We start from the raw sequence: 17,272 nt of genomic DNA, 5'->3' as shown, positions 1-17,272 counted from the left end.
TGGCATAAAGTCCCTATATGTCAACGCCTTTCAGGATGAGGCAATCACCATAAAAAAGGAGCGATATACGCTCCTTTTAATCATGCTAAAACCGCAATGCGGTTTTCTTAATGGCTATATTATAAAGCACCTTTTGCAGTATCCACTAAAGCAGAAAATGCTGCTTTGTCGTGCACTGCGATGTCTGAAAGGATCTTACGATCGATTTCAACAGACGCTTTCTTCAACCCATTAATGAAACGGCTATAAGACAAACCATTTTGGCGAGCTGCCGCATTAATACGTGCAATCCACAATTGACGGAATTGACGCTTACGTTGACGACGGTCACGATAAGCGTATTGACCCGCTTTTGTTACCGCTTGGAAGGCAACGCGATAAACGCGACTACGAGCACCGTAGTAACCTTTCGCTTGCTTAAGAATTTTTTTGTGACGTGCGCGCGCCACTACACCGCGTTTTACTCTTGGCATTATTCAGTCTCCCGTTACACGTAAGGCATCATGCGTTGGATCAACGCAGTGTCTGATGAGTGAACCATCTCTTTATTACGAAGCTGACGCTTACGCTTAGAGCTTTTCTTCGTCAAAATGTGGCGAAGATGAGACTGTTTTCTTTTGAAACCACCCGAAGCAGTTTTCTTAAACCGCTTAGCAGCTCCGCTGTTAGTTTTAATTTTAGGCATGAGTTTTAATACTCCGCATTTTTAGGGCGTACAATATTGTACGCATTAAACAACAAGGTATTAGGTGTTTAACTACAAGTAGTTAACGCTTGTAAAACCTAAAGACCTACTTTTTATTTGGGGCGAGCACCATGATCATTTGTCTGCCTTCTACCCTATTAGGGAAGAATTCGCAGGTTGCAATGTCTTCTAAGTCGGTTTTAATGCGATTTAAAAGCTCAATGCCGATCTCTTGGTGAGCCATTTCTCGACCGCGGAAGCGAATCGTTACTTTAGCCTTATCACCACCTTCTAGGAAGCGACGCAGGTTGCGCAGTTTTACCTGGTAGTCGCCTATATCAGTGCCAGGGCGGAATTTAACCTCCTTGACCTGAATTTGCTTCTGCTTTTTCTTTTGCTCTTTCTGAGCCTTACTTTTCTCGAAAAGAAACTTGCCATAATCCATGACTTTACAGACTGGAGGCTCAGCATTTGGACTAATTTCAACCAAGTCCAACTCTGATCCGCTTGCTAATTCCAGTGCATCTGATAATGAAACAACTCCCTTTTGTTCTCCATCCTCAGCTATTAAACGCACCTCTCGAGCTGTAATTTCGTCGTTGATACGCGTTTTGTTCGTATCAGCTTTGTTGTTGCCTCTTTTAATGAGCAATTCCTCCGAGAAAATTAAAATAATTCTTTTTCATCAATCTCTTGACTGATTTTTTCTACCATATCTTCTAGCTTAAATTTGCCGAGGTCTTCACCTTTACGAGTCCGAACAGAGACTTCACCAGCCTCTACTTCTTTATCACCGACAACGAGCAAATATGGAACACGTTTAAGTGTGTGCTCGCGGATTTTAAAGCCAATTTTTTCATTTCTCAAGTCCGCAATGACACGAATCCCATTTTTGCGTAGTTTTTTTGCAACACTTTGAACATAATCAGCTTGTTTATCGGTAATATTCATCACCGCAACTTGCATCGGCGCCAACCAAATTGGGAAGTGCCCTGCATATTCTTCGGTCAAAATACCAATGAAGCGTTCCAACGAACCTAAAATCGCACGGTGAATCATCACCGGCACTTTACGTTCACCATCCTCAGCCACGTAAGTTGAATCCAAACGATTAGGCATTGAGAAGTCTAGCTGAACAGTTCCACATTGCCATTGACGGTCTAAACAATCCAACAAGGTGAACTCAATTTTAGGGCCGTAGAACGCGCCCTCGCCTTCTTGATATTCAAACTCAATCGAATTTAATTCTAATGCTTGAGCTAATGCTTGTTCCGCTTTGTCCCATATTTCATCACTGCCGACACGCTTTTCAGGACGCGTAGACAATTTTACGAGAATATTTTCGAAGCCGAACGTTTTGTAAGCTTCGTAAACCATACGAATACAACCGCTTACTTCCTCGAGGATTTGCTCTTCTGTACAGAAGATATGAGCATCATCCTGCGTAAAACCACGAACACGCATCAAGCCGTGCAAAGAACCGGATGGCTCATTACGATGGCAGCTACCAAACTCTGCCATGCGCAGAGGTAAATCGCGATATGACTTCAAACCTTGATTGAAAATTTGAACGTGTCCCGGACAGTTCATGGGTTTTACCGCGTATTCACGATGCTCAGAATGCGTAGTGAACATGTTTTCGGCGTATTTGTCCCAATGACCAGATTTTTCCCAGAGTGAACGATCCATCATCAATGGCCCTTTCACCTCTTCATAATCGTAATCTACCAGCATTTCGCGCACGTATGCTTCAAGCTCTTTGTATATAGTCCAACCATTGTTGTGCCAAAATACCATGCCTGGCGCTTCTTCTTGCCAGTGAAATAAATCTAGTGCTTTACCGATTTTACGGTGATCACGCTTCTCTGCTTCTTCGAGCTTAGTTAAATAAGACTTTAACGCTTTTTTATCTGCCCACGCTGTGCCGTATATACGTTGCAGCATTTTGTTGTCGCTATTACCGCGCCAGTACGCTCCAGCCACCTTCATTAATTTAAAGTGATGACAGAAACGCATGTTTGGCACGTGAGGACCACGACACATATCAACGTATTCTTCGTGATGATATAACCCCGGACGATCATCCTTACTGATGTTCTCATCCAAGATTTCTATTTTATAAGTTTCGCCGCGAGCTTCAAATGTATCGCGGGCTTCTTGCCAAGATACAGTATTCTTAACAACATCATAATTTGTTTTCGCAAGCTTCAACATGCGCTCTTCAAGCTTCTGAAGATCTTCCTGTCGAATAGGCTCTTCTAAATCAATATCGTAATAAAAGCCGTTATCGATAACCGGACCAATTGCCATTTTAACATTTGGCCAAAGTTGTTTGATGGCATGCCCTAAAAGGTGAGCACAAGAGTGACGTAAGATTTCTAGCCCCTCGTCGTCTTTGGTGGTGATAATGCGTAACTTAGCGTCGTTTTGCATTACATCGCTTGCATCGGCTAATTGACCATCGATTTCGCCAGCGATCGTTGCTTTGGCTAAACCTGGACCAATATCGTTAGCAACATCCATCACGGAAACAGGGTTTTCAAATTGGCGTTGGCTGCCATCGGGAAGTGTAATTACAGGCATGTTAATTCCTTACTACAGTGGTGACGCGTACCAAGCGCCACTTGTGAAAACAAAAATAAGAAAAGGTTCAACTAGAATTAGTTGACTTAAAAATCGCGCGAATACTATCAATTAACGTAAGTAAATACCACTGAATACGAGCCTAATCCCTACAAAAATCAATAAAAAACGTATTATCCACAATAATCGTAGCGATCATGCCTATGATGTCTAAATAAATTGCTAAAATTGATACCATATGCACTCGTTAACCTAACCCTGTTTGTGTCAGAATAGGAGCTGGACTATGTTAGTTAAACAAGTAGACGTACAATGCCCATATTGTGGTCATCCTTTCCATGCAGAAGTTGATTTTAGTAACGGCGACCAAGATTACTACGAAGATTGCGCCAACTGCTGCAATCCAATACGATTTCAATTACATGTGGATGAACTTCAAAAACACCTGCAAGTTAGCGTTAGCACAGACAGCGATTAAAGCCTATTGGACCTCGCTCGAAACAAAGACAAAATACCAAAAGCTTAAATACAAACTACGACCCAAAGTCACCGTATTGTGGACGTTGTTAATGTTGCTATTGTTGGCATCATGCACACCCAAACCCGAGGTTATTGATACCTTTGAAACCTACACGCAACGGTTAGCCAATATATTGGAAACCGCACCGCCGGAATTGTACGAGGTAACAGAAATATCAGAGTCTCACCCGTTAACTCACGCTAAAATACATCAATTACCGAACATCAGCGCGTTGCCTTTGGCTTCTGAACAATCAAAGCTCACACTCAAAGATTTTTACGCCTTACCCAATTGCGGCACGCTGAAATCTATTATTGCTGAACACAACACCAGCTTAGGCCGCGTACAAGACCAAGCACTGCAATTTTTGTATCACGACAAACTACTCAACGCACTGAATGCCTGTGTGCTTGCCTATACGTCAGAAAAAAGCAAGATTCTGAGTAAAAGTGAAACGCGGGAAAACAAAGAAACTCAAGGTTTAATCGAAACGTTAACAAACCTCAAAATCGAAGATAAACGCATTAGCTGGCGCAACTTGCTGTATACAGATAAAAGCCTTCGAGCGGCGCTTTATTCGCCCGCCATTTTAATGCCTGATGATACCCAAGCCTATTCACTTTCGCTTAGCGAATTTAACTACTTACAGCACGTATCCCAAAGCGAATTTTTTGAAAGCAAAACAGATGCAAAATCAGAAGCGAAAGCCCCTACTCAATTAGAACGAACCATAACACAAAGCGATTTACTCAACGCGCTTAAGCACATTGCCCAGCAAAAACTGCCTGCTCGATTGTGGAATAGCTTTTCCTACTATCGCGCTAATTTTCAGCGACTCAATGCTTTTTTAAATAGCGAATTGCGAAACCTTGATTGCACAACACCAAAAGGCAAGAAACAAACGGAATACCTCAGCAATGTAATGCGCCTATTCTTCATCGAAAAAATTCAGCCACTTGCATCGGCCTTGAACAAACAGCATTACCAACTTAGCCCAATGCTTAGCAGCATTTACACAATGCCAAACGCCAATCCAGAATTTGATGCCTTTCTTCAAACACAAACCAAGATGCTATTTGAACAGTATCAACAAGCCCTACTCGACCATGTGAAAATCTGGCAAGAGGTGTTTAAGCAATGTGGGGTGAAGGTGGGATTGAGAAAAAGGTTATAAATATCTGCCTAGCACGGATAACCGGGCTTTTGAGTGAATCAAAGCTCGCTCGGCATTTATAAAGTTATTAATGTATTCATCTGTTAATGTAGAGTCAGATATTGCTATTGACGCAAAAATCGCCTGATAAACGAGCCGATAAGTTGGATCGCTGATACTATTGTAGAATCCATATTCTAGAGGGTCATCTGGGTTTCGACTTATATTTTCCCTGTATTGTGCGGTTTCCTCTGGAGATAAAAGTGGGAAAAATGAAAATAGATAGTCACTCGAATTAATGTCAGAAAGATTATTCAATCTACCTGATTCAGGCATAAAGATAGGAGCAGTCTTAACCTCTTTACTTAATCCTCTAGATTCCCACCATCCCCATTTTAAATTAAAGTAACCAATTTCCTCCCCTTTATAAGCTATCTCCCTCTGGTTTTTCGTCCAAACTACCAAAGCCCCCCCTGTAATTGGCGAGCCTTGAGCACATTCAAGAGGTTAACTGATAGACTTGGAATCATAAATTCCCATAACTGTTCAACCAAAATTCTACACCCTCATATAAAATAAATAAGCACACAAAGAAGTTATCTCAGTCCATAAATTAGACTAAATCCAGAGTCAAATAAACAGAATTAATTTGTAATAGCCACAGCCTGCAACGCTTCGTTGTTATCGCGACAGCGAGTATCAGTGGAAGGGTATTCTGGGGTATGTTCTACAACAATGGTATACACCTCTTGCGTGCTCTGTGCTTGCAACGCCTGAGCAATAAGGTATTGACGAGAGGAAGGAATGGTAAACGCTTGGTTGCGAACTCCGCTAGCATTGGTCGACAGAATGCGGTAATTGCCATTGTAATAATTCACATCAGTAACAACGGAAGGACAATTAAACACTGCTGATTGTGCTCCACCTGAAACGATAACAGCTAGACCTGATAGAAGTTTAAGTGTGTTTTTCATAATAAGCCTTTTGTGAGTATGGATAGTTAAAAAGAGCTTAATTATTCACTTGTTTATATTGCAGCCAGATTGCGAACATATGAAATATTAAATAAATAATATTATCCATTTGACAAGTTTGTTTGAGGACTTAGTTTTTCAGCATCAAGAAATGACACAACGACAAAATAGCGAATGCTCTTTTATCAATTAGAAGGAAGTTAAGGATATTTAAAAGGAGAGATGGTGCGTCCGAGTAGACTCGAACTACCGCCCCCCACCATGTCAAGGTGGTACTCTAACCAACGAAACAACTATCCGATATTGACTAAGTTAACGCGAGCTATTGCAAAAACGGCTTGCGTCACTTTCTGTTCTCAGAAGCAATTTTTAGAAGTAGTTTAAGTGCTTAGCCCCATGCTTTCTTTTGCACTTTTAGCTAAATTTAAATAGTGATTGCTGTCTAACGGTCGAGTACAAACAACTATATCGATGCTGCCTCTAGTGTTTTTAAAATGTGAAAAATAGTCATAAAAATCTTTCACTTTTATCATTTGATTTTGATAAGTCACATATAAATGATGCTGACTAAAGAAGGAGAGTGCATCGTTGTCTCTAAAGCGTTTTTCAAATGCTTCTGCACTTGATTTACCCGTTTCCATGATAAGAAGGAACTCTTCCGCATCGGCCAGCAAAGGCAACGCGCCTTCCAACGCAAGAAAATCACTCCCTTCAACATCAATTTTCAACGCTACGCTTTTCCCTTTCACGGAAAGCTTTTCTTTATTAGCAAAATCGTCTAGTCGGATTGTTTGCACTTCCGTTTTTAATTGGTAGATGCCATCTAAAGGATTAAATGCTTGGTCTGAATCTAACGAAGACCCGCCAGAGCTATATAGGTTGATGAAAAAATCAAACTTACCAGCATCATTTGAAACACCTAATGGTACGACTTTAACAAGTTGTTCAAGTTCGCTTTTTTTCAACGATTCATTAAGCGCATTGGCTAATTTGGGATTGGGCTCAAAACAGTAAGCGGCTTCAATTTTCGTTGCCGTATCTTTAGAAATGGGATTAAGCACAAACTGACCATAATTCGCGCCCAAATCGAAAACAATGTTTGCGCCTTGTACAAAGTCGAACCAAATAAAATTGAGGATGTCCGTGTATGCGTTTCCGTTAAAGTACATTTCCGATTTTTTATCGGATTTATACAAGCACATGATATTTCCGTTATGCATTTTAACACTACTTAAAGGTTCAGCCATGTATTGCTCATAACTCACATTCAGCAGATGCTTGTGCCTTTTACTTCTAATTTTACCAACAATAAAACGGAAGAGGCGAACTGACATTAAAAGGCGCTTTAAAAAACTTTTCATTTTACTTTCTTGACCATTAAAACTTTCAATCCTTAAACGAAGCACATGACTCCTGACGGCTAACGAATTCGGACCTACCTAACTTTATTGCGCGTAGTCTACCATCAAAAACCAAAAAATATTTGCTCATTTTTAAAGTCATCACTTCCCTTTATTTGCAGTAAAAATAATTAAACACCGACACTAGCAAGCTCATTAGCTCGCTAGCGTTAAATGAATCATGACTTCCGAATAATCAGAGCCTTAATTTGTAATAGCCACAGCCTGCAACGCTTCGTTGTTATCGCGACAGCGAGTATCAGTGGAAGGGGATTCTGGGGTGTGTTCTACAACAATGGTATACACCTCTTGCGTGCTCTGTGCTTGCAACGCCTGAGCAATAAGGTATTGACGAGAGGAAGGAATGGTAAACGCTTGGTTGCGAACTCCGCTAGCATTGGTCGACAGAATGCGGTAATTGCCATTGTAATAATTCACATCAGTAACAACGGAAGGACAATTAAACACTGCTGATTGTGCTCCACCTGAAACGATAACAGCTAGACCTGATAGAAGTTTAAGTGTGTTTTTCATAATAAGCCTTTTGTGAGTATGGATAGTTAAAAAGAGCTTAATTATTCACTTGTTTATATTGCAGCCAGATTGCGAACATATGAAATATTAAATAAATAATATTATCCATTTGACAAGTTTGTTTGAGGACTTAGTTTTTCAGCATCAAGAAATGACACAACGACAAAATAGCGAATGCTCTTTTATCAATTAGAAGGAAGTTAAGGATATTTAAAAGGAGAGATGGTGCGTCCGAGTAGACTCGAACTACCGACCCCCACCATGTCAAGGTGGTGCTCTAACCAACTGAGCTACGGACGCACTGTCGTCATAACGGCGCGTATCATAACGATGCAAAATCCAGTGCGCAAGCAGTTTTTATATTCAGCCCTTATCAAGCGCTGAATTAATAACCATTTGTACTTATTTCGTTTCCGATAGCGCCTTTTCTGCTAGTTTTTCCAGCAACTTCTTTGTGTCGTCAGCAAGAAACGCCTTTTTCTTGAAACCACGCCTGAATTCACATCTAAATCCTTGTATTTAACTTTGCCCGTAACATCTGGGCAGAAACACACCAACGAAGATTTATCGCAAACTCACTGTGAAGACTTACCTGTAGCTCGCGAATTCAACTCCGCCGCCTCTCCCCTGCGGCTGAAAGGTAAGGCTTAACTCTCTGTAGGAGATTGCTAATTTGAAAGCGCTATTAGCGGTTATTTTGTTGCAAACGGCAAAGGCTGAATATGCTTTCGTAACAATTCAACATCATCTTGTAAGCGTTTGAAGTCATCCGCGAGCTTATCGCCCTCTTTTAACACAGTTTTCCAGTAGGCGATGCGTTCATCCTTAGAAATTTTAGAATAGTCGTTTCTATCGGAGATTTTACCAAACGGCAATTGCGCAACATAACTTTCGCTGGGTGCGAGCATCACCACTTTATCGTAGCTGGCGGCATGAGGTCGACGCTTAGTGAATTTATCGAACCAACCCGGGACCGGCTTTGGATAAAAATGTGGGTAGAGGGTTAACCCTTTTCTATTCGGAAACTGCAAATCAAAGTGATAATCCAACACACCACCATCGCGGTACATGCCTTCGTCTGCCCCTTCAATATTTCTCACCCCATGAATAATGCCGGGAATGGAACCAGACGCCACCAACACATCTTTCACATTATTGGCATTTAAATCCACAAATTGAGTTTCGAAACCACTGGGATCAAGGATCTGTAAATCGCTTTCCGGCGTGGAAAACACCGCTCGGCTAAAGTAAGTTCTGAGCTTTTGTCGACTAATTGCGTTTTTCGCAGCACTTTTTGCTAACCCTAATGATAATGATGCCTTGCGTTCACTGGCCAATAAGCCATAACACTTCACCGCGATTAGGTGTGCTTTAAAAACGGGGTTGCTTGATATTTCTTCTGAGCCTGTCTCTCCTAACATTTTATCCAGCAACGAAGTCACACTCTCTGTCACTTCGTCCATACTTGGACGCTTGCTGCTATAAGCGGTTTGTGCGTATTCCTGTGCTAATACGTCTAACGCTTTTAAAGGCTGTGCTTGGGTTAAGCAAGCGAAGCGAAAAGCGCCAGCAGAGGAGCCTACTAAGTCTAACGTTTTACTTCTACCCTTAAAGAATTCCGGGACCAATACCTTATCTAAACCGTATAAAGTAAACCACTTTGGTCCGCCTGAAGCCCCGAGCATCACATCAAAATCATCTGCCACAAGGCCAGTATCCAACAATTGGGACAGTGCACTTGGACCTGCATAAATTGCTAAGTTCAATAGATTGCTCCTTGACAAATTAATTATATTCGGCGTTTTAGCCGCTCCGTTCTGTGGATTTTTATTTCATGCTCAAAAGCTGATCAAGATATTTTTATTATATTTTTCATGACCATACAGACATCACCATAGCTTACCCCCAAACTTATCCACAGCATTTGTGAATATCTTTTGAGATCGTTATTAGTTTTCCACAAAAAACGGTGCTTGCACAAATCCGGCTGCTCTCGCACAATTCTACTTAGAACGAGTAAATAGGAAATAAAATGCCGAAACAAACTCTCGCCGTTTTGCCACAAAAATTCTCGATTTATAGTTTGGATGTAAACGCCGAGATTCCAAAGGAAGTGTTTAATACACCTGTATATTTTATAGGTAAAACTAACGAAGAGCTTTCTTTAGTGGTTCCAGATGATATTTATATTGATGCCGGTGAGTGTGATAACGATTGGCGAGCGCTTGAAGTTTTGGGCCCGTTACAACTTTCTATGATTGGCATTATGGCTGACATCAGCTCGGTGTTAGCACAAGCGAAGGTCAGTATTTTTGTGGTATCTACATTCGAGACTGACTTCTTTCTAGTGAAAGATGCCGATATTCAATTAGCCGCACAATCGTTAGATCGCGCAGGCTACAAAGTGATTATTTAATACTTTGCTTTTTCATTTGGTTATTTATGTCTTTATACGGTTGTTTACTTTCTTCTGCGCCTAGCCATTTCAAAAAGCAGCTTCGTATCGCCAGCCCGCTTTCTGGGCGAGTAAGGGCATTAGACGACATTCCCTTGTTAATTCATCAAGAAAGGTTGTTAGGTGAAGGCGTTGCTATTGAACCCACTGGCTATCAAGTTTTTGCGCCGTTTCAGTGTCGTATTGAAGAACTATCGAAAACCGGTGAACATATTAAGCTACGAAGTACCCAAGGTTTGATATTACTAATCCAAATTGGCGTAAACGCAGCGCGCTTGCACGGTGAAGGGTTTAAGTTCTACGCTAAACAGGGTGATGTACTGCAAGCGGGGCAAAAGCTCCTCGAATTCAACCCCAACACGTTAAAGCTCAAAGCCGACTCTACTCTCTGCTCAGTGACTTTACTCAACAGCGATAAAGTGCTCGGTATCGAGCCCCATTATCGCCAATCACTCGCTATGGAAGATGCCCTTTTCAGTATTTATTTGTAATGACGCTATTTGTGATTGCAATCTGCTTTTGCGGCATTACCCTATTGTTTTTCTTTCCACAAAATCAGTGAATTAAGGCCCTTATGATTACGCTTTACGGTATAAAAAATTGCGACACTATCAAGAAAACCAAAAAATGGCTTGAAGCCCATGATTTACCGTATGAATTTCATGACTATCGTGTTGACGGATTGGACCCACAGTGGTTGCAAAAGGTGATTGAAGCAAATGGCTGGGAAACCGTGCTCAACAAACGTGGCACAACCTATCGCCAACTTTCAGATGAGCAAAAAGCTGATATTGATGCAGCTAAAGCCTTAACCTTGTTAAGTGAACAGCCAGCCATGATCAAACGCCCTATCTTGCAAAAAGATGATGCAACCGTTATTGGTTTTAATGAATCAACGTTAAAAGAAGTATTTTGCTAATGTCAGACGTTATTGAGCTTGCTAAAGCACTCATTAATCGCCGCTCCGTTACGCCAGAAGACGCAGGCTGCCAACAAATGATGGCAGATTATTTGGCACCTTTAGGCTTTGATATTGAATCATTAGTGTTTCACGACACCACCAATATGTGGGCACGAAAAGGTAATGAAGGTCCTGTGTTTTGCTTTGCGGGCCATACAGATGTTGTGCCTTCAGGCCCTGAAGAAAAATGGGCCACTCCCCCCTTTACTGCAACGGAACAAAACGGCATGTTGCACGGGCGCGGTGCTGCCGATATGAAAGGCAGTTTGGCTGCAATGTTAGTTGCCACTAAGCGCTTTGTGCAAAAACATCCCGAGCACCTAGGCAGCATCGCCTTTTTAATTACCAGCGACGAAGAAGGCCCGTTTATTAACGGTACGACCAAAGTTATCGACACGTTAGAAGCGCGAAATGAAAAAATCACATGGTGCGTGGTTGGCGAGCCATCCAGTACCTCAGAACTAGGCGATGTGGTCAAGGTCGGTCGTCGTGGTTCGTTATCTGGTGATTTAACCGTTTATGGCGTGCAAGGCCATGTTGCTTACCCACATTTAGCGAAAAATCCTGTACACGAGGTCGCTCTGGCTGTTAACGAACTCGCCAACATGCATTGGGACAATGGCAACGACTATTTCCCTCCTACCAGCTTTCAAATATCCAATGTAAAAGCCGGCACCGGTGCAACCAATGTGATACCTGGTCATATTGAAATTAGCTTTAATTTCCGCTTCTCAACGGAAATGGATAACCAAACACTAATGAATCGCGTCACTGACTTATTAGACGGACATGAGCTAAAGTACGACATTAAGTGGACCTTCAACGGTCAGCCTTTTTTAACGTCTAGTGGTGAATTAGTGGCGGCAACTCAAAAGGCCATTACCTCAGTAAAAGGATTCGATACTGAACTTTCTACTGCGGGCGGCACATCCGATGGTCGCTTTATTGCACCAACGGGCGCGCAAGTGGTTGAGCTTGGGCCGATTAACGCCACTATTCATAAAGTTGATGAATGCGTGAAAATGTCTGATTTAGATGATTTAGCATTGGTATATGAGAACATTATGATCAACTTACTCACCAAGGTGTAAAGTTAACCATGCCTAAAAGCGATCCATCCGCACCGAGTAAAGCCACGACCGAGAACATTAATCACTTAATTCAAATTGATGACAAGCATTGGCTGCACCCCGCAACTCATGAGGCATTTTTAGCCATGCGACAAGCAGCGAAAAACGATGGTATTTGCATTGATATTGCCAGCAGTTATCGAAGCGTTGAGCGACAGCTGGCTATTTGGAATGCCAAATGGGAAGGAAAGCGAATGTTGTATCAGCGAGACATGACGCCTGTGAACGCGCATGACTTATCTGATGAGGAAAAGCTACATTGCATTTTAACCTTCTCAGCCCTACCTGCGGCAAGCCGTCACCATTGGGGAACTGACCTTGATGTGTACGACGCACAAGCCATGGCAAAAGCGGGTTTAGACCTTGAGCTAGTGGAATCCGAATACATTGGTGATGGGCCTTGTGCACCGCTTCATCATTGGTTGTTAGAACATGCCAATACTTTTGGCTTTTCGTTTCCTTACGCCGAAGACAAAGGCGGTATCGCCAAAGAGCCTTGGCATATTAGCCATACCATAGAAGCACAACGTTATATGGCGGCACTAACGTTAACTGAGCTAGAAAAACACATTCAAAACATGCCTATTCTAGGAAAAGAGAGCATACTCCAACATCTACCTCTAATTTATCGTCAATATGTTTTAAATGAAGGAATTGAATAAATGAGTACCGGCTGGATTATCGCCATTATCGTGGTTGCGCTAGCGATTATTTTGAGCAACATCATGTTGTTAAAACAAACCGCTAACCAAAAAATGCCTTCGTTAAAAGACTTAACCCCCGATTCGGAAGAAACATCCGATGTAGAATCAGAATCGGGTTCAGAGCCAAAAAAGCGAAACGCTCACCAAATGGCTAAAGAAAACGCAGAAAAACCCTAGATGCTAAATCTAATGCTAATAAAGCTCACAAGGAACGACGGTCAGTAAAGCCCGCTGACCTATTGCCACCTTAGCATTAGGAAACACAATAGCTTCGCCATCTTGCTCAGCAATGTATTGTGTTCCTGTTTCTTGCGCTAACACTTCCCCCTTTTTAAAATCGGAGAAATTAGGTTCATCTTCGGCGAAATTAAGCGAAAAGTCTTCTTTTCCTCGATTTATGATTTGATTGATTTTATAAATCAAGAAGTCCTCTGAACGATAGTCAACTAGATTAAACTCCGCATCCGTTGCAAAACCGAATAAGGTTTGGCGCGCTTCTTCAAAACGAGACATGTCATTTTCACCGAAAGCTCGTACTTTGCCCAACTCCACCGTAAAAGCATCGGCTTCAAAGTGCTTACAACTGAAATAACTAAATGTCGTTGTTGGAGAGTCAGACAGTAAAATGGTTTTCACACCACACATGCCCATAAAAGCGACTTGAGAAGGCTTACGTGGGCGACCGTGAGTAAACGGATACACCGCAAATTTTTCGTTCTTCGAGTCCCGAATAGCCGTATGTAAATCGTAGTGGAATCGTTCTCTTGATGTGTGGTTTTGGGCTGGTGCTAAGTAAAAATCACGAACACAAGCTTCTAACTGTTTTGCCCTTAAACGTTCGGCATTAACAGGCTCGTTGGGATTACTGTGTTCGCCATCAAATAATCGGTTGAGGTTTTCTTCAACGAAACGCTGTGCAATGTCCATAGCTGGAAGGTTACCGAAAATCACCATTAACCTATGGGTAACTTGGCGCTTTTGCATTAGTAGCTCGGCCACCAATTCATCACAAATTTCGATGGGGGCGGTTTCATTACCATGAATACCACAAGAGTAAATAATATCTTTGTTAGTTTGCTGCGCGGGTTCAAAAATAATTATGCCTTCAGCGGGAATCGACACATGAGTTTGGTTATCAAGCACAAAACTGATTGGCACGGAAAACCACTGAGGATGTTGTCGCGAGAGGCTTAAGAAGTCGCCATTTTGTTGTAATCTGGTCACAAACGCTGGTAGTTCAGACATAAATATTTTCTATCTCCCAACAGGTCAATAAACGTTTTAACTTAACGTCAATAAACATGAATAAATGCTAAATCGCGCTGTATTTTACTGAAGCTCTCACCTAAATCACACTGAAAACTTGGAACACCCAACATTTTATCACCCAAGGCTGTAAAGCCTTTATCAAAGCGGCTTCATAATAAAAAACCCGCTCTGCTAGTAAACAGGCGGGTTTGTAATCGATTTAGGTAAACGCTTTTCTTAGCATTTCATGCTTATTCAGACACATCACAACGCTGTAAACGCCAAATGCGCTCAACATATTCGCCAATACTGCGATCTGAGGTAAATTTCCCCATGTTCGCGGTATTTAGGATAGCCGATTTTGCCCAAGCTTTTTTGTCACGATACAAGGCGTCTGCACGTTTGTGCGCGTCCGAATAGGATTCGAAATCTGCCAGAACCAAATACTGATCACCATCATCTAACAGGCTACGCTTAATTGACGATAACGCCCCCGGCGTGCCTGGTGTGAAATAGTCTGACTCTAACCAATCAATAATGGTTTTGATTTCAGCGTTCTTATAGTAGTAATCGTAAGGGTTGTAGCCCGCCCCTTTTATGGCTTTCACTTCATCAACGGTTAAACCAAAAATGAAGATATTGTCGTCGCCCACTTCTTCAGCAATTTCAATATTTGCGCCGTCTAATGTGCCTAAGGTAAGCGCCCCATTGAGCGCTAACTTCATATTTCCTGTACCCGATGCTTCTTTACCTGCGGTTGAGATCTGCTCGGAAATGTCCGCCGCCGGAATCATTTTCTCCGCTAAACTCACTCGGTAATTAGGTAGGAACACTACTTTTAGCTTCTGATTAACGCGGGTATCGTTATTGATTTTTTCAGCCACTTTATTAATGGCGTAAATGATGTCTTTCGCTAACTTGTATCCCGGAGCCGCTTTTGCGCCAAAGATAAATACGCGAGGATGCATATCGTAAGCAGGGTTTTCCAACAAACGCTTATACAACGCCATAATGTGTAACAGATTCAAATGCTGGCGTTTGTATTCGTGCAATCGCTTGATTTGAATATCAAAAATCGCTTCTGGATTAACATCTATGCCTGTTAACTTATGAATTTCTTGCGCCAGAGCGATTTTGTTCTGGTGCTTAATTTCCATGAAGTTTTGTTGGAATTCGGTGTTTTCCGCGAATGCGCTTAATTCTGACAGCTTCTCTAAATGCAATGGCCAGTCGTCGCCAATTTTTGAATCGATAAGTGTTGATAATGCGGGGTTACAGGCTTTTAACCAGCGACGTGGAGTAATACCGTTTGTCACGTTAGTTAACTTACCCGGCCAAAGCTCATCGAATTCTGGGAAAAGCTCTTGTTTAACCAATTTAGAGTGGATCTCGGCAACGCCATTCACGGCAAAAGAACCAATTACACTCAGGTGTCCCATGCGAACCATTTTTTGGTCGCCTTCTTCGAAAATCGACAACTTGGACTTAATATCAGCACGATTAGGCCATTTTTTGTCGACTTCTTGCATGAATCGGTGATTAATTTCATAGATAATTTCTAAGTGACGCGGCAATACTCGCTCAATCAGTCTAACTGACCATTTCTCTAACGCTTCTGGTAACAAGGTATGATTGGTATAGGCAAACACTTTGCTACTAATTGCCCATGCTTCTTCCCAGTTCATTTCTGCACGATCAACCAAAATACGCATTAATTCTGGAATAGCGATTGCCGGATGAGTATCGTTTAATTGAATCACTACTTGCTCAGCAAAACGCGACCAATCGTCGCCATGCGCCCGTTTGTAACGACGAATAATGTCTTTTAAGGAACAGGCACAGAAGAAATATTGCTGGATCAGACGCAGCTCTTTACCTGCATCGGTTTCATCATTGGGATACAACACTTTGGAAATAGTTTCGGCTTGCACAGTTTCTGCGTGCGCATCCACGTACCCACCGTTATTGAAGACATCCCAGTTGAAATAATCTGATGATTGGCTTTCCCACAATCGCAAAACATTTACGGTTTTACCACCGTAGCCCACCACCGGAATATCCCAAGGCAACCCTTTAACAATGGAGCCTGGGTGCCATTCTTTCTGGATTCGGCCATCTTCGCCGTACTTGGTTTCGACGTAACCATAGAGTGAAATTTCTTGAATCGATTCAGGTCGGCAAATCTCCCAAGGATTACCGTAGTCGCGCCAACTATCAGGACGCTCTATTTGTGCGCCATTTTTAATTTCTTGGCGGAAAAGACCGTGCTCATAATGCAAACCATAACCCAAAGCTGGCATTTCCATCGTAGCTAGCGAATCAATATAACAAGCGGCTAGACGGCCTAGACCACCATTACCTAGGGCCATATCCGGCTCTTCTTCCATCACATCCGCAATATTTACGCCTAACTCGAATAATGCTTGTTTTGCTGGTTCAAATATATTGAGGTTATGCAGATTATTCGACATCAACCTACCCATTAAATATTCCGCTGAGAAATAATGTACCGCGCGGGTATCGTTAAAATAATGGGTTTTCTGCGTTTTACGTAATTGCTCCATTACCTGTTGGTTGATGGCTGCGCAGGTTGCTTTCCACCATGCATGAACATTCGCTTTGTTTTCATCTGTACCTAATGTGCAATGCAGATGATTAACAATAGCGTCTTTTAAATTGTCTTTATTCAGGGTAGCTGTCAGCGGCATATGCGCTGATTTCGATGCTTTTGACTTTGCCGTTGGCATGGCCTCGACCTCACTTCATAATATTTAGGAATTCTTAAAAATTCGTGCCATGAGCATTGTAAAACGTTTAAGTCAGCCAAGCTCATTTTGTAATTTAATTACAGATGAGCTTGTTTTACCTTATTTAAAAGCAAATTTTAAGGGGGTTTTTGTTAATTATTTGTTATTTATTTCGTTA

Annotated in this window: 19 protein-coding genes and 1 tRNA gene; 8 read left to right on the top strand and 12 right to left on the bottom strand. The window is 41.9% G+C overall.

Annotation, left to right across the window (positions count from 1 at the left end; all coding sequences use genetic code 11):
* Nucleotides 1-119 precede the first annotated feature (119 nt).
* From rplT to thrS, 4 genes are all read right to left on the bottom strand, one after another.
* Complete coding sequence (rplT, locus tag HJG39_RS13185; RefSeq protein ID WP_268409742.1) at nucleotides 120-473, bottom strand: 50S ribosomal protein L20; 354 nt, start codon at nucleotides 471-473, stop codon at nucleotides 120-122.
* Nucleotides 474-487: 14 nt separating this feature from the next.
* Nucleotides 488-685 carry a 50S ribosomal protein L35 gene (gene rpmI / locus HJG39_RS13180; protein ID WP_268409741.1) on the bottom strand — a complete coding sequence of 66 codons (198 nt, stop codon included), beginning with the start codon at nucleotides 683-685 and terminating at the stop codon, nucleotides 488-490.
* A gap of 106 nt (nucleotides 686-791) precedes the next feature.
* On the bottom strand, nucleotides 792-1,337 hold the full coding sequence (infC, locus tag HJG39_RS13175; protein WP_268409740.1) for a translation initiation factor IF-3: 546 nt from the start codon (nucleotides 1,335-1,337) through the stop codon (nucleotides 792-794).
* A 14-nt stretch (nucleotides 1,338-1,351) separates the two neighbouring features.
* Nucleotides 1,352-3,268, bottom strand: a complete 1,917-nt coding sequence (gene thrS / locus HJG39_RS13170; protein ID WP_268409738.1) for a threonine--tRNA ligase — start codon at nucleotides 3,266-3,268, stop codon at nucleotides 1,352-1,354.
* Nucleotides 3,269-3,554: 286 nt separating this feature from the next.
* On the opposite strand from thrS, the gene HJG39_RS13165 reads away from it, so the two are divergent.
* Nucleotides 3,555-3,746: a CPXCG motif-containing cysteine-rich protein gene (locus tag HJG39_RS13165; RefSeq protein ID WP_268409736.1), complete on the top strand. Its 192-nt coding sequence runs from the start codon at nucleotides 3,555-3,557 to the stop codon at nucleotides 3,744-3,746.
* A 91-nt stretch (nucleotides 3,747-3,837) separates the two neighbouring features.
* Nucleotides 3,838-4,962, top strand: a complete 1,125-nt coding sequence (locus tag HJG39_RS13160; protein ID WP_268409735.1) for a DUF3080 family protein — start codon at nucleotides 3,838-3,840, stop codon at nucleotides 4,960-4,962.
* On the opposite strand, the gene HJG39_RS13155 is transcribed toward HJG39_RS13160, so the two are convergent.
* The 6 genes from HJG39_RS13155 to HJG39_RS13130 all read right to left on the bottom strand — a co-directional run bounded on the left by HJG39_RS13155 (nucleotide 4,957) and on the right by HJG39_RS13130 (nucleotide 9,615).
* Nucleotides 4,957-5,406 (bottom strand): hypothetical protein, encoded by a 450-nt coding sequence (locus HJG39_RS13155; RefSeq protein ID WP_268409733.1) that lies wholly within the window; start codon nucleotides 5,404-5,406, stop codon nucleotides 4,957-4,959. The two genes, HJG39_RS13160 and HJG39_RS13155, sit on opposite strands and share 6 nt — an antisense overlap.
* Before the next feature lie 179 nt (nucleotides 5,407-5,585).
* Nucleotides 5,586-5,915 (bottom strand): hypothetical protein, encoded by a 330-nt coding sequence (locus HJG39_RS13150; RefSeq protein ID WP_268409732.1) that lies wholly within the window; start codon nucleotides 5,913-5,915, stop codon nucleotides 5,586-5,588.
* Between the two features lie 380 nt (nucleotides 5,916-6,295).
* Entirely contained in the window at nucleotides 6,296-7,162 is an 867-nt protein-coding gene (locus tag HJG39_RS13145) for an FkbM family methyltransferase (RefSeq protein WP_268409730.1), read from the bottom strand.
* 357 nt (nucleotides 7,163-7,519) lie between these two features.
* Nucleotides 7,520-7,849, bottom strand: a complete 330-nt coding sequence (locus tag HJG39_RS13140) for a hypothetical protein (RefSeq protein ID WP_268409728.1) — start codon at nucleotides 7,847-7,849, stop codon at nucleotides 7,520-7,522.
* 223 nt (nucleotides 7,850-8,072) lie between these two features.
* A tRNA-Val gene (locus HJG39_RS13135) sits at nucleotides 8,073-8,149 on the bottom strand.
* Nucleotides 8,150-8,541: 392 nt separating this feature from the next.
* Nucleotides 8,542-9,615 carry a patatin-like phospholipase family protein gene (locus tag HJG39_RS13130; RefSeq protein ID WP_268409726.1) on the bottom strand — a complete coding sequence of 358 codons (1,074 nt, stop codon included), beginning with the start codon at nucleotides 9,613-9,615 and terminating at the stop codon, nucleotides 8,542-8,544.
* A gap of 266 nt (nucleotides 9,616-9,881) precedes the next feature.
* Between HJG39_RS13130 and HJG39_RS13125 the strand changes: the two genes are divergently transcribed.
* The 6 genes from HJG39_RS13125 (at nucleotide 9,882) to HJG39_RS13100 (ending at nucleotide 13,276) form a co-directional block, all read left to right on the top strand.
* On the top strand, nucleotides 9,882-10,265 hold the full coding sequence (locus HJG39_RS13125; protein WP_268409725.1) for an ACT domain-containing protein: 384 nt from the start codon (nucleotides 9,882-9,884) through the stop codon (nucleotides 10,263-10,265).
* A gap of 26 nt (nucleotides 10,266-10,291) precedes the next feature.
* Nucleotides 10,292-10,795, top strand: a complete 504-nt coding sequence (locus HJG39_RS13120) for a PTS sugar transporter subunit IIA (RefSeq protein WP_268409724.1) — start codon at nucleotides 10,292-10,294, stop codon at nucleotides 10,793-10,795.
* Nucleotides 10,796-10,878: 83 nt separating this feature from the next.
* Nucleotides 10,879-11,223 (top strand): ArsC family reductase, encoded by a 345-nt coding sequence (locus tag HJG39_RS13115; RefSeq protein ID WP_268409723.1) that lies wholly within the window; start codon nucleotides 10,879-10,881, stop codon nucleotides 11,221-11,223.
* On the top strand, nucleotides 11,223-12,356 hold the full coding sequence (gene dapE, locus HJG39_RS13110; RefSeq protein ID WP_268409722.1) for a succinyl-diaminopimelate desuccinylase: 1,134 nt from the start codon (nucleotides 11,223-11,225) through the stop codon (nucleotides 12,354-12,356). The genes HJG39_RS13115 and dapE overlap by 1 nt, the downstream gene beginning before the upstream one ends.
* Nucleotides 12,357-12,364: 8 nt before the next feature.
* Nucleotides 12,365-13,057, top strand: a complete 693-nt coding sequence (locus HJG39_RS13105) for a M15 family metallopeptidase (RefSeq protein WP_268409720.1) — start codon at nucleotides 12,365-12,367, stop codon at nucleotides 13,055-13,057.
* Nucleotides 13,058-13,276 (top strand): DUF2897 family protein, encoded by a 219-nt coding sequence (locus HJG39_RS13100; RefSeq protein ID WP_268409719.1) that lies wholly within the window; start codon nucleotides 13,058-13,060, stop codon nucleotides 13,274-13,276.
* 15 nt (nucleotides 13,277-13,291) lie between these two features.
* On the opposite strand, the gene astE is transcribed toward HJG39_RS13100, so the two are convergent.
* Both astE and HJG39_RS13090 read right to left on the bottom strand, forming a co-directional pair.
* A complete protein-coding gene (gene astE / locus HJG39_RS13095) occupies nucleotides 13,292-14,344 on the bottom strand; it encodes a succinylglutamate desuccinylase (protein WP_268409717.1) in 1,053 nt (350 codons plus the stop codon).
* Nucleotides 14,345-14,598: 254 nt separating this feature from the next.
* Nucleotides 14,599-17,094 (bottom strand): glycogen/starch/alpha-glucan phosphorylase, encoded by a 2,496-nt coding sequence (locus tag HJG39_RS13090; RefSeq protein ID WP_268409716.1) that lies wholly within the window; start codon nucleotides 17,092-17,094, stop codon nucleotides 14,599-14,601.
* Nucleotides 17,095-17,272: the final 178 nt, after the last annotated feature.

Origin of the sequence: Alteromonas sp. a30, assembly GCF_026788005.1 — a bacterium.
Taxonomy (GTDB): Bacteria; Pseudomonadota; Gammaproteobacteria; order Enterobacterales; family Alteromonadaceae; genus Paraneptunicella.
The sequence above is the reverse complement of the archived record's forward strand: the minus strand, read 5'-3'. Positions and strand labels throughout refer to the sequence as shown.

What these genes read in the sequence shown, in the direction of transcription:
- rplT (WP_268409742.1), bottom strand. Translation starts at nt 473, where the DNA reads ATGCCAAGAGTAAAACGCGGTGTAGTGGCGCGCGCACGTCACAAAAAA.
- rpmI (WP_268409741.1), bottom strand. Translation starts at nt 685, where the DNA reads ATGCCTAAAATTAAAACTAACAGCGGAGCTGCTAAGCGGTTTAAGAAA.
- thrS (WP_268409738.1), bottom strand. Translation starts at nt 3,268, where the DNA reads ATGCCTGTAATTACACTTCCCGATGGCAGCCAACGCCAATTTGAAAAC.
- HJG39_RS13165 (WP_268409736.1), top strand. Translation starts at nt 3,555, where the DNA reads ATGTTAGTTAAACAAGTAGACGTACAATGCCCATATTGTGGTCATCCT.
- HJG39_RS13160 (WP_268409735.1), top strand. Translation starts at nt 3,838, where the DNA reads ATGTTGCTATTGTTGGCATCATGCACACCCAAACCCGAGGTTATTGAT.
- HJG39_RS13150 (WP_268409732.1), bottom strand. Translation starts at nt 5,915, where the DNA reads ATGAAAAACACACTTAAACTTCTATCAGGTCTAGCTGTTATCGTTTCA.
- HJG39_RS13145 (WP_268409730.1), bottom strand. Translation starts at nt 7,162, where the DNA reads ATGGCTGAACCTTTAAGTAGTGTTAAAATGCATAACGGAAATATCATG.
- HJG39_RS13140 (WP_268409728.1), bottom strand. Translation starts at nt 7,849, where the DNA reads ATGAAAAACACACTTAAACTTCTATCAGGTCTAGCTGTTATCGTTTCA.
- HJG39_RS13125 (WP_268409725.1), top strand. Translation starts at nt 9,882, where the DNA reads ATGCCGAAACAAACTCTCGCCGTTTTGCCACAAAAATTCTCGATTTAT.
- HJG39_RS13120 (WP_268409724.1), top strand. Translation starts at nt 10,292, where the DNA reads ATGTCTTTATACGGTTGTTTACTTTCTTCTGCGCCTAGCCATTTCAAA.
- HJG39_RS13115 (WP_268409723.1), top strand. Translation starts at nt 10,879, where the DNA reads ATGATTACGCTTTACGGTATAAAAAATTGCGACACTATCAAGAAAACC.
- dapE (WP_268409722.1), top strand. Translation starts at nt 11,223, where the DNA reads ATGTCAGACGTTATTGAGCTTGCTAAAGCACTCATTAATCGCCGCTCC.
- HJG39_RS13105 (WP_268409720.1), top strand. Translation starts at nt 12,365, where the DNA reads ATGCCTAAAAGCGATCCATCCGCACCGAGTAAAGCCACGACCGAGAAC.
- HJG39_RS13100 (WP_268409719.1), top strand. Translation starts at nt 13,058, where the DNA reads ATGAGTACCGGCTGGATTATCGCCATTATCGTGGTTGCGCTAGCGATT.
- astE (WP_268409717.1), bottom strand. Translation starts at nt 14,344, where the DNA reads ATGTCTGAACTACCAGCGTTTGTGACCAGATTACAACAAAATGGCGAC.
- HJG39_RS13090 (WP_268409716.1), bottom strand. Translation starts at nt 17,094, where the DNA reads ATGCCAACGGCAAAGTCAAAAGCATCGAAATCAGCGCATATGCCGCTG.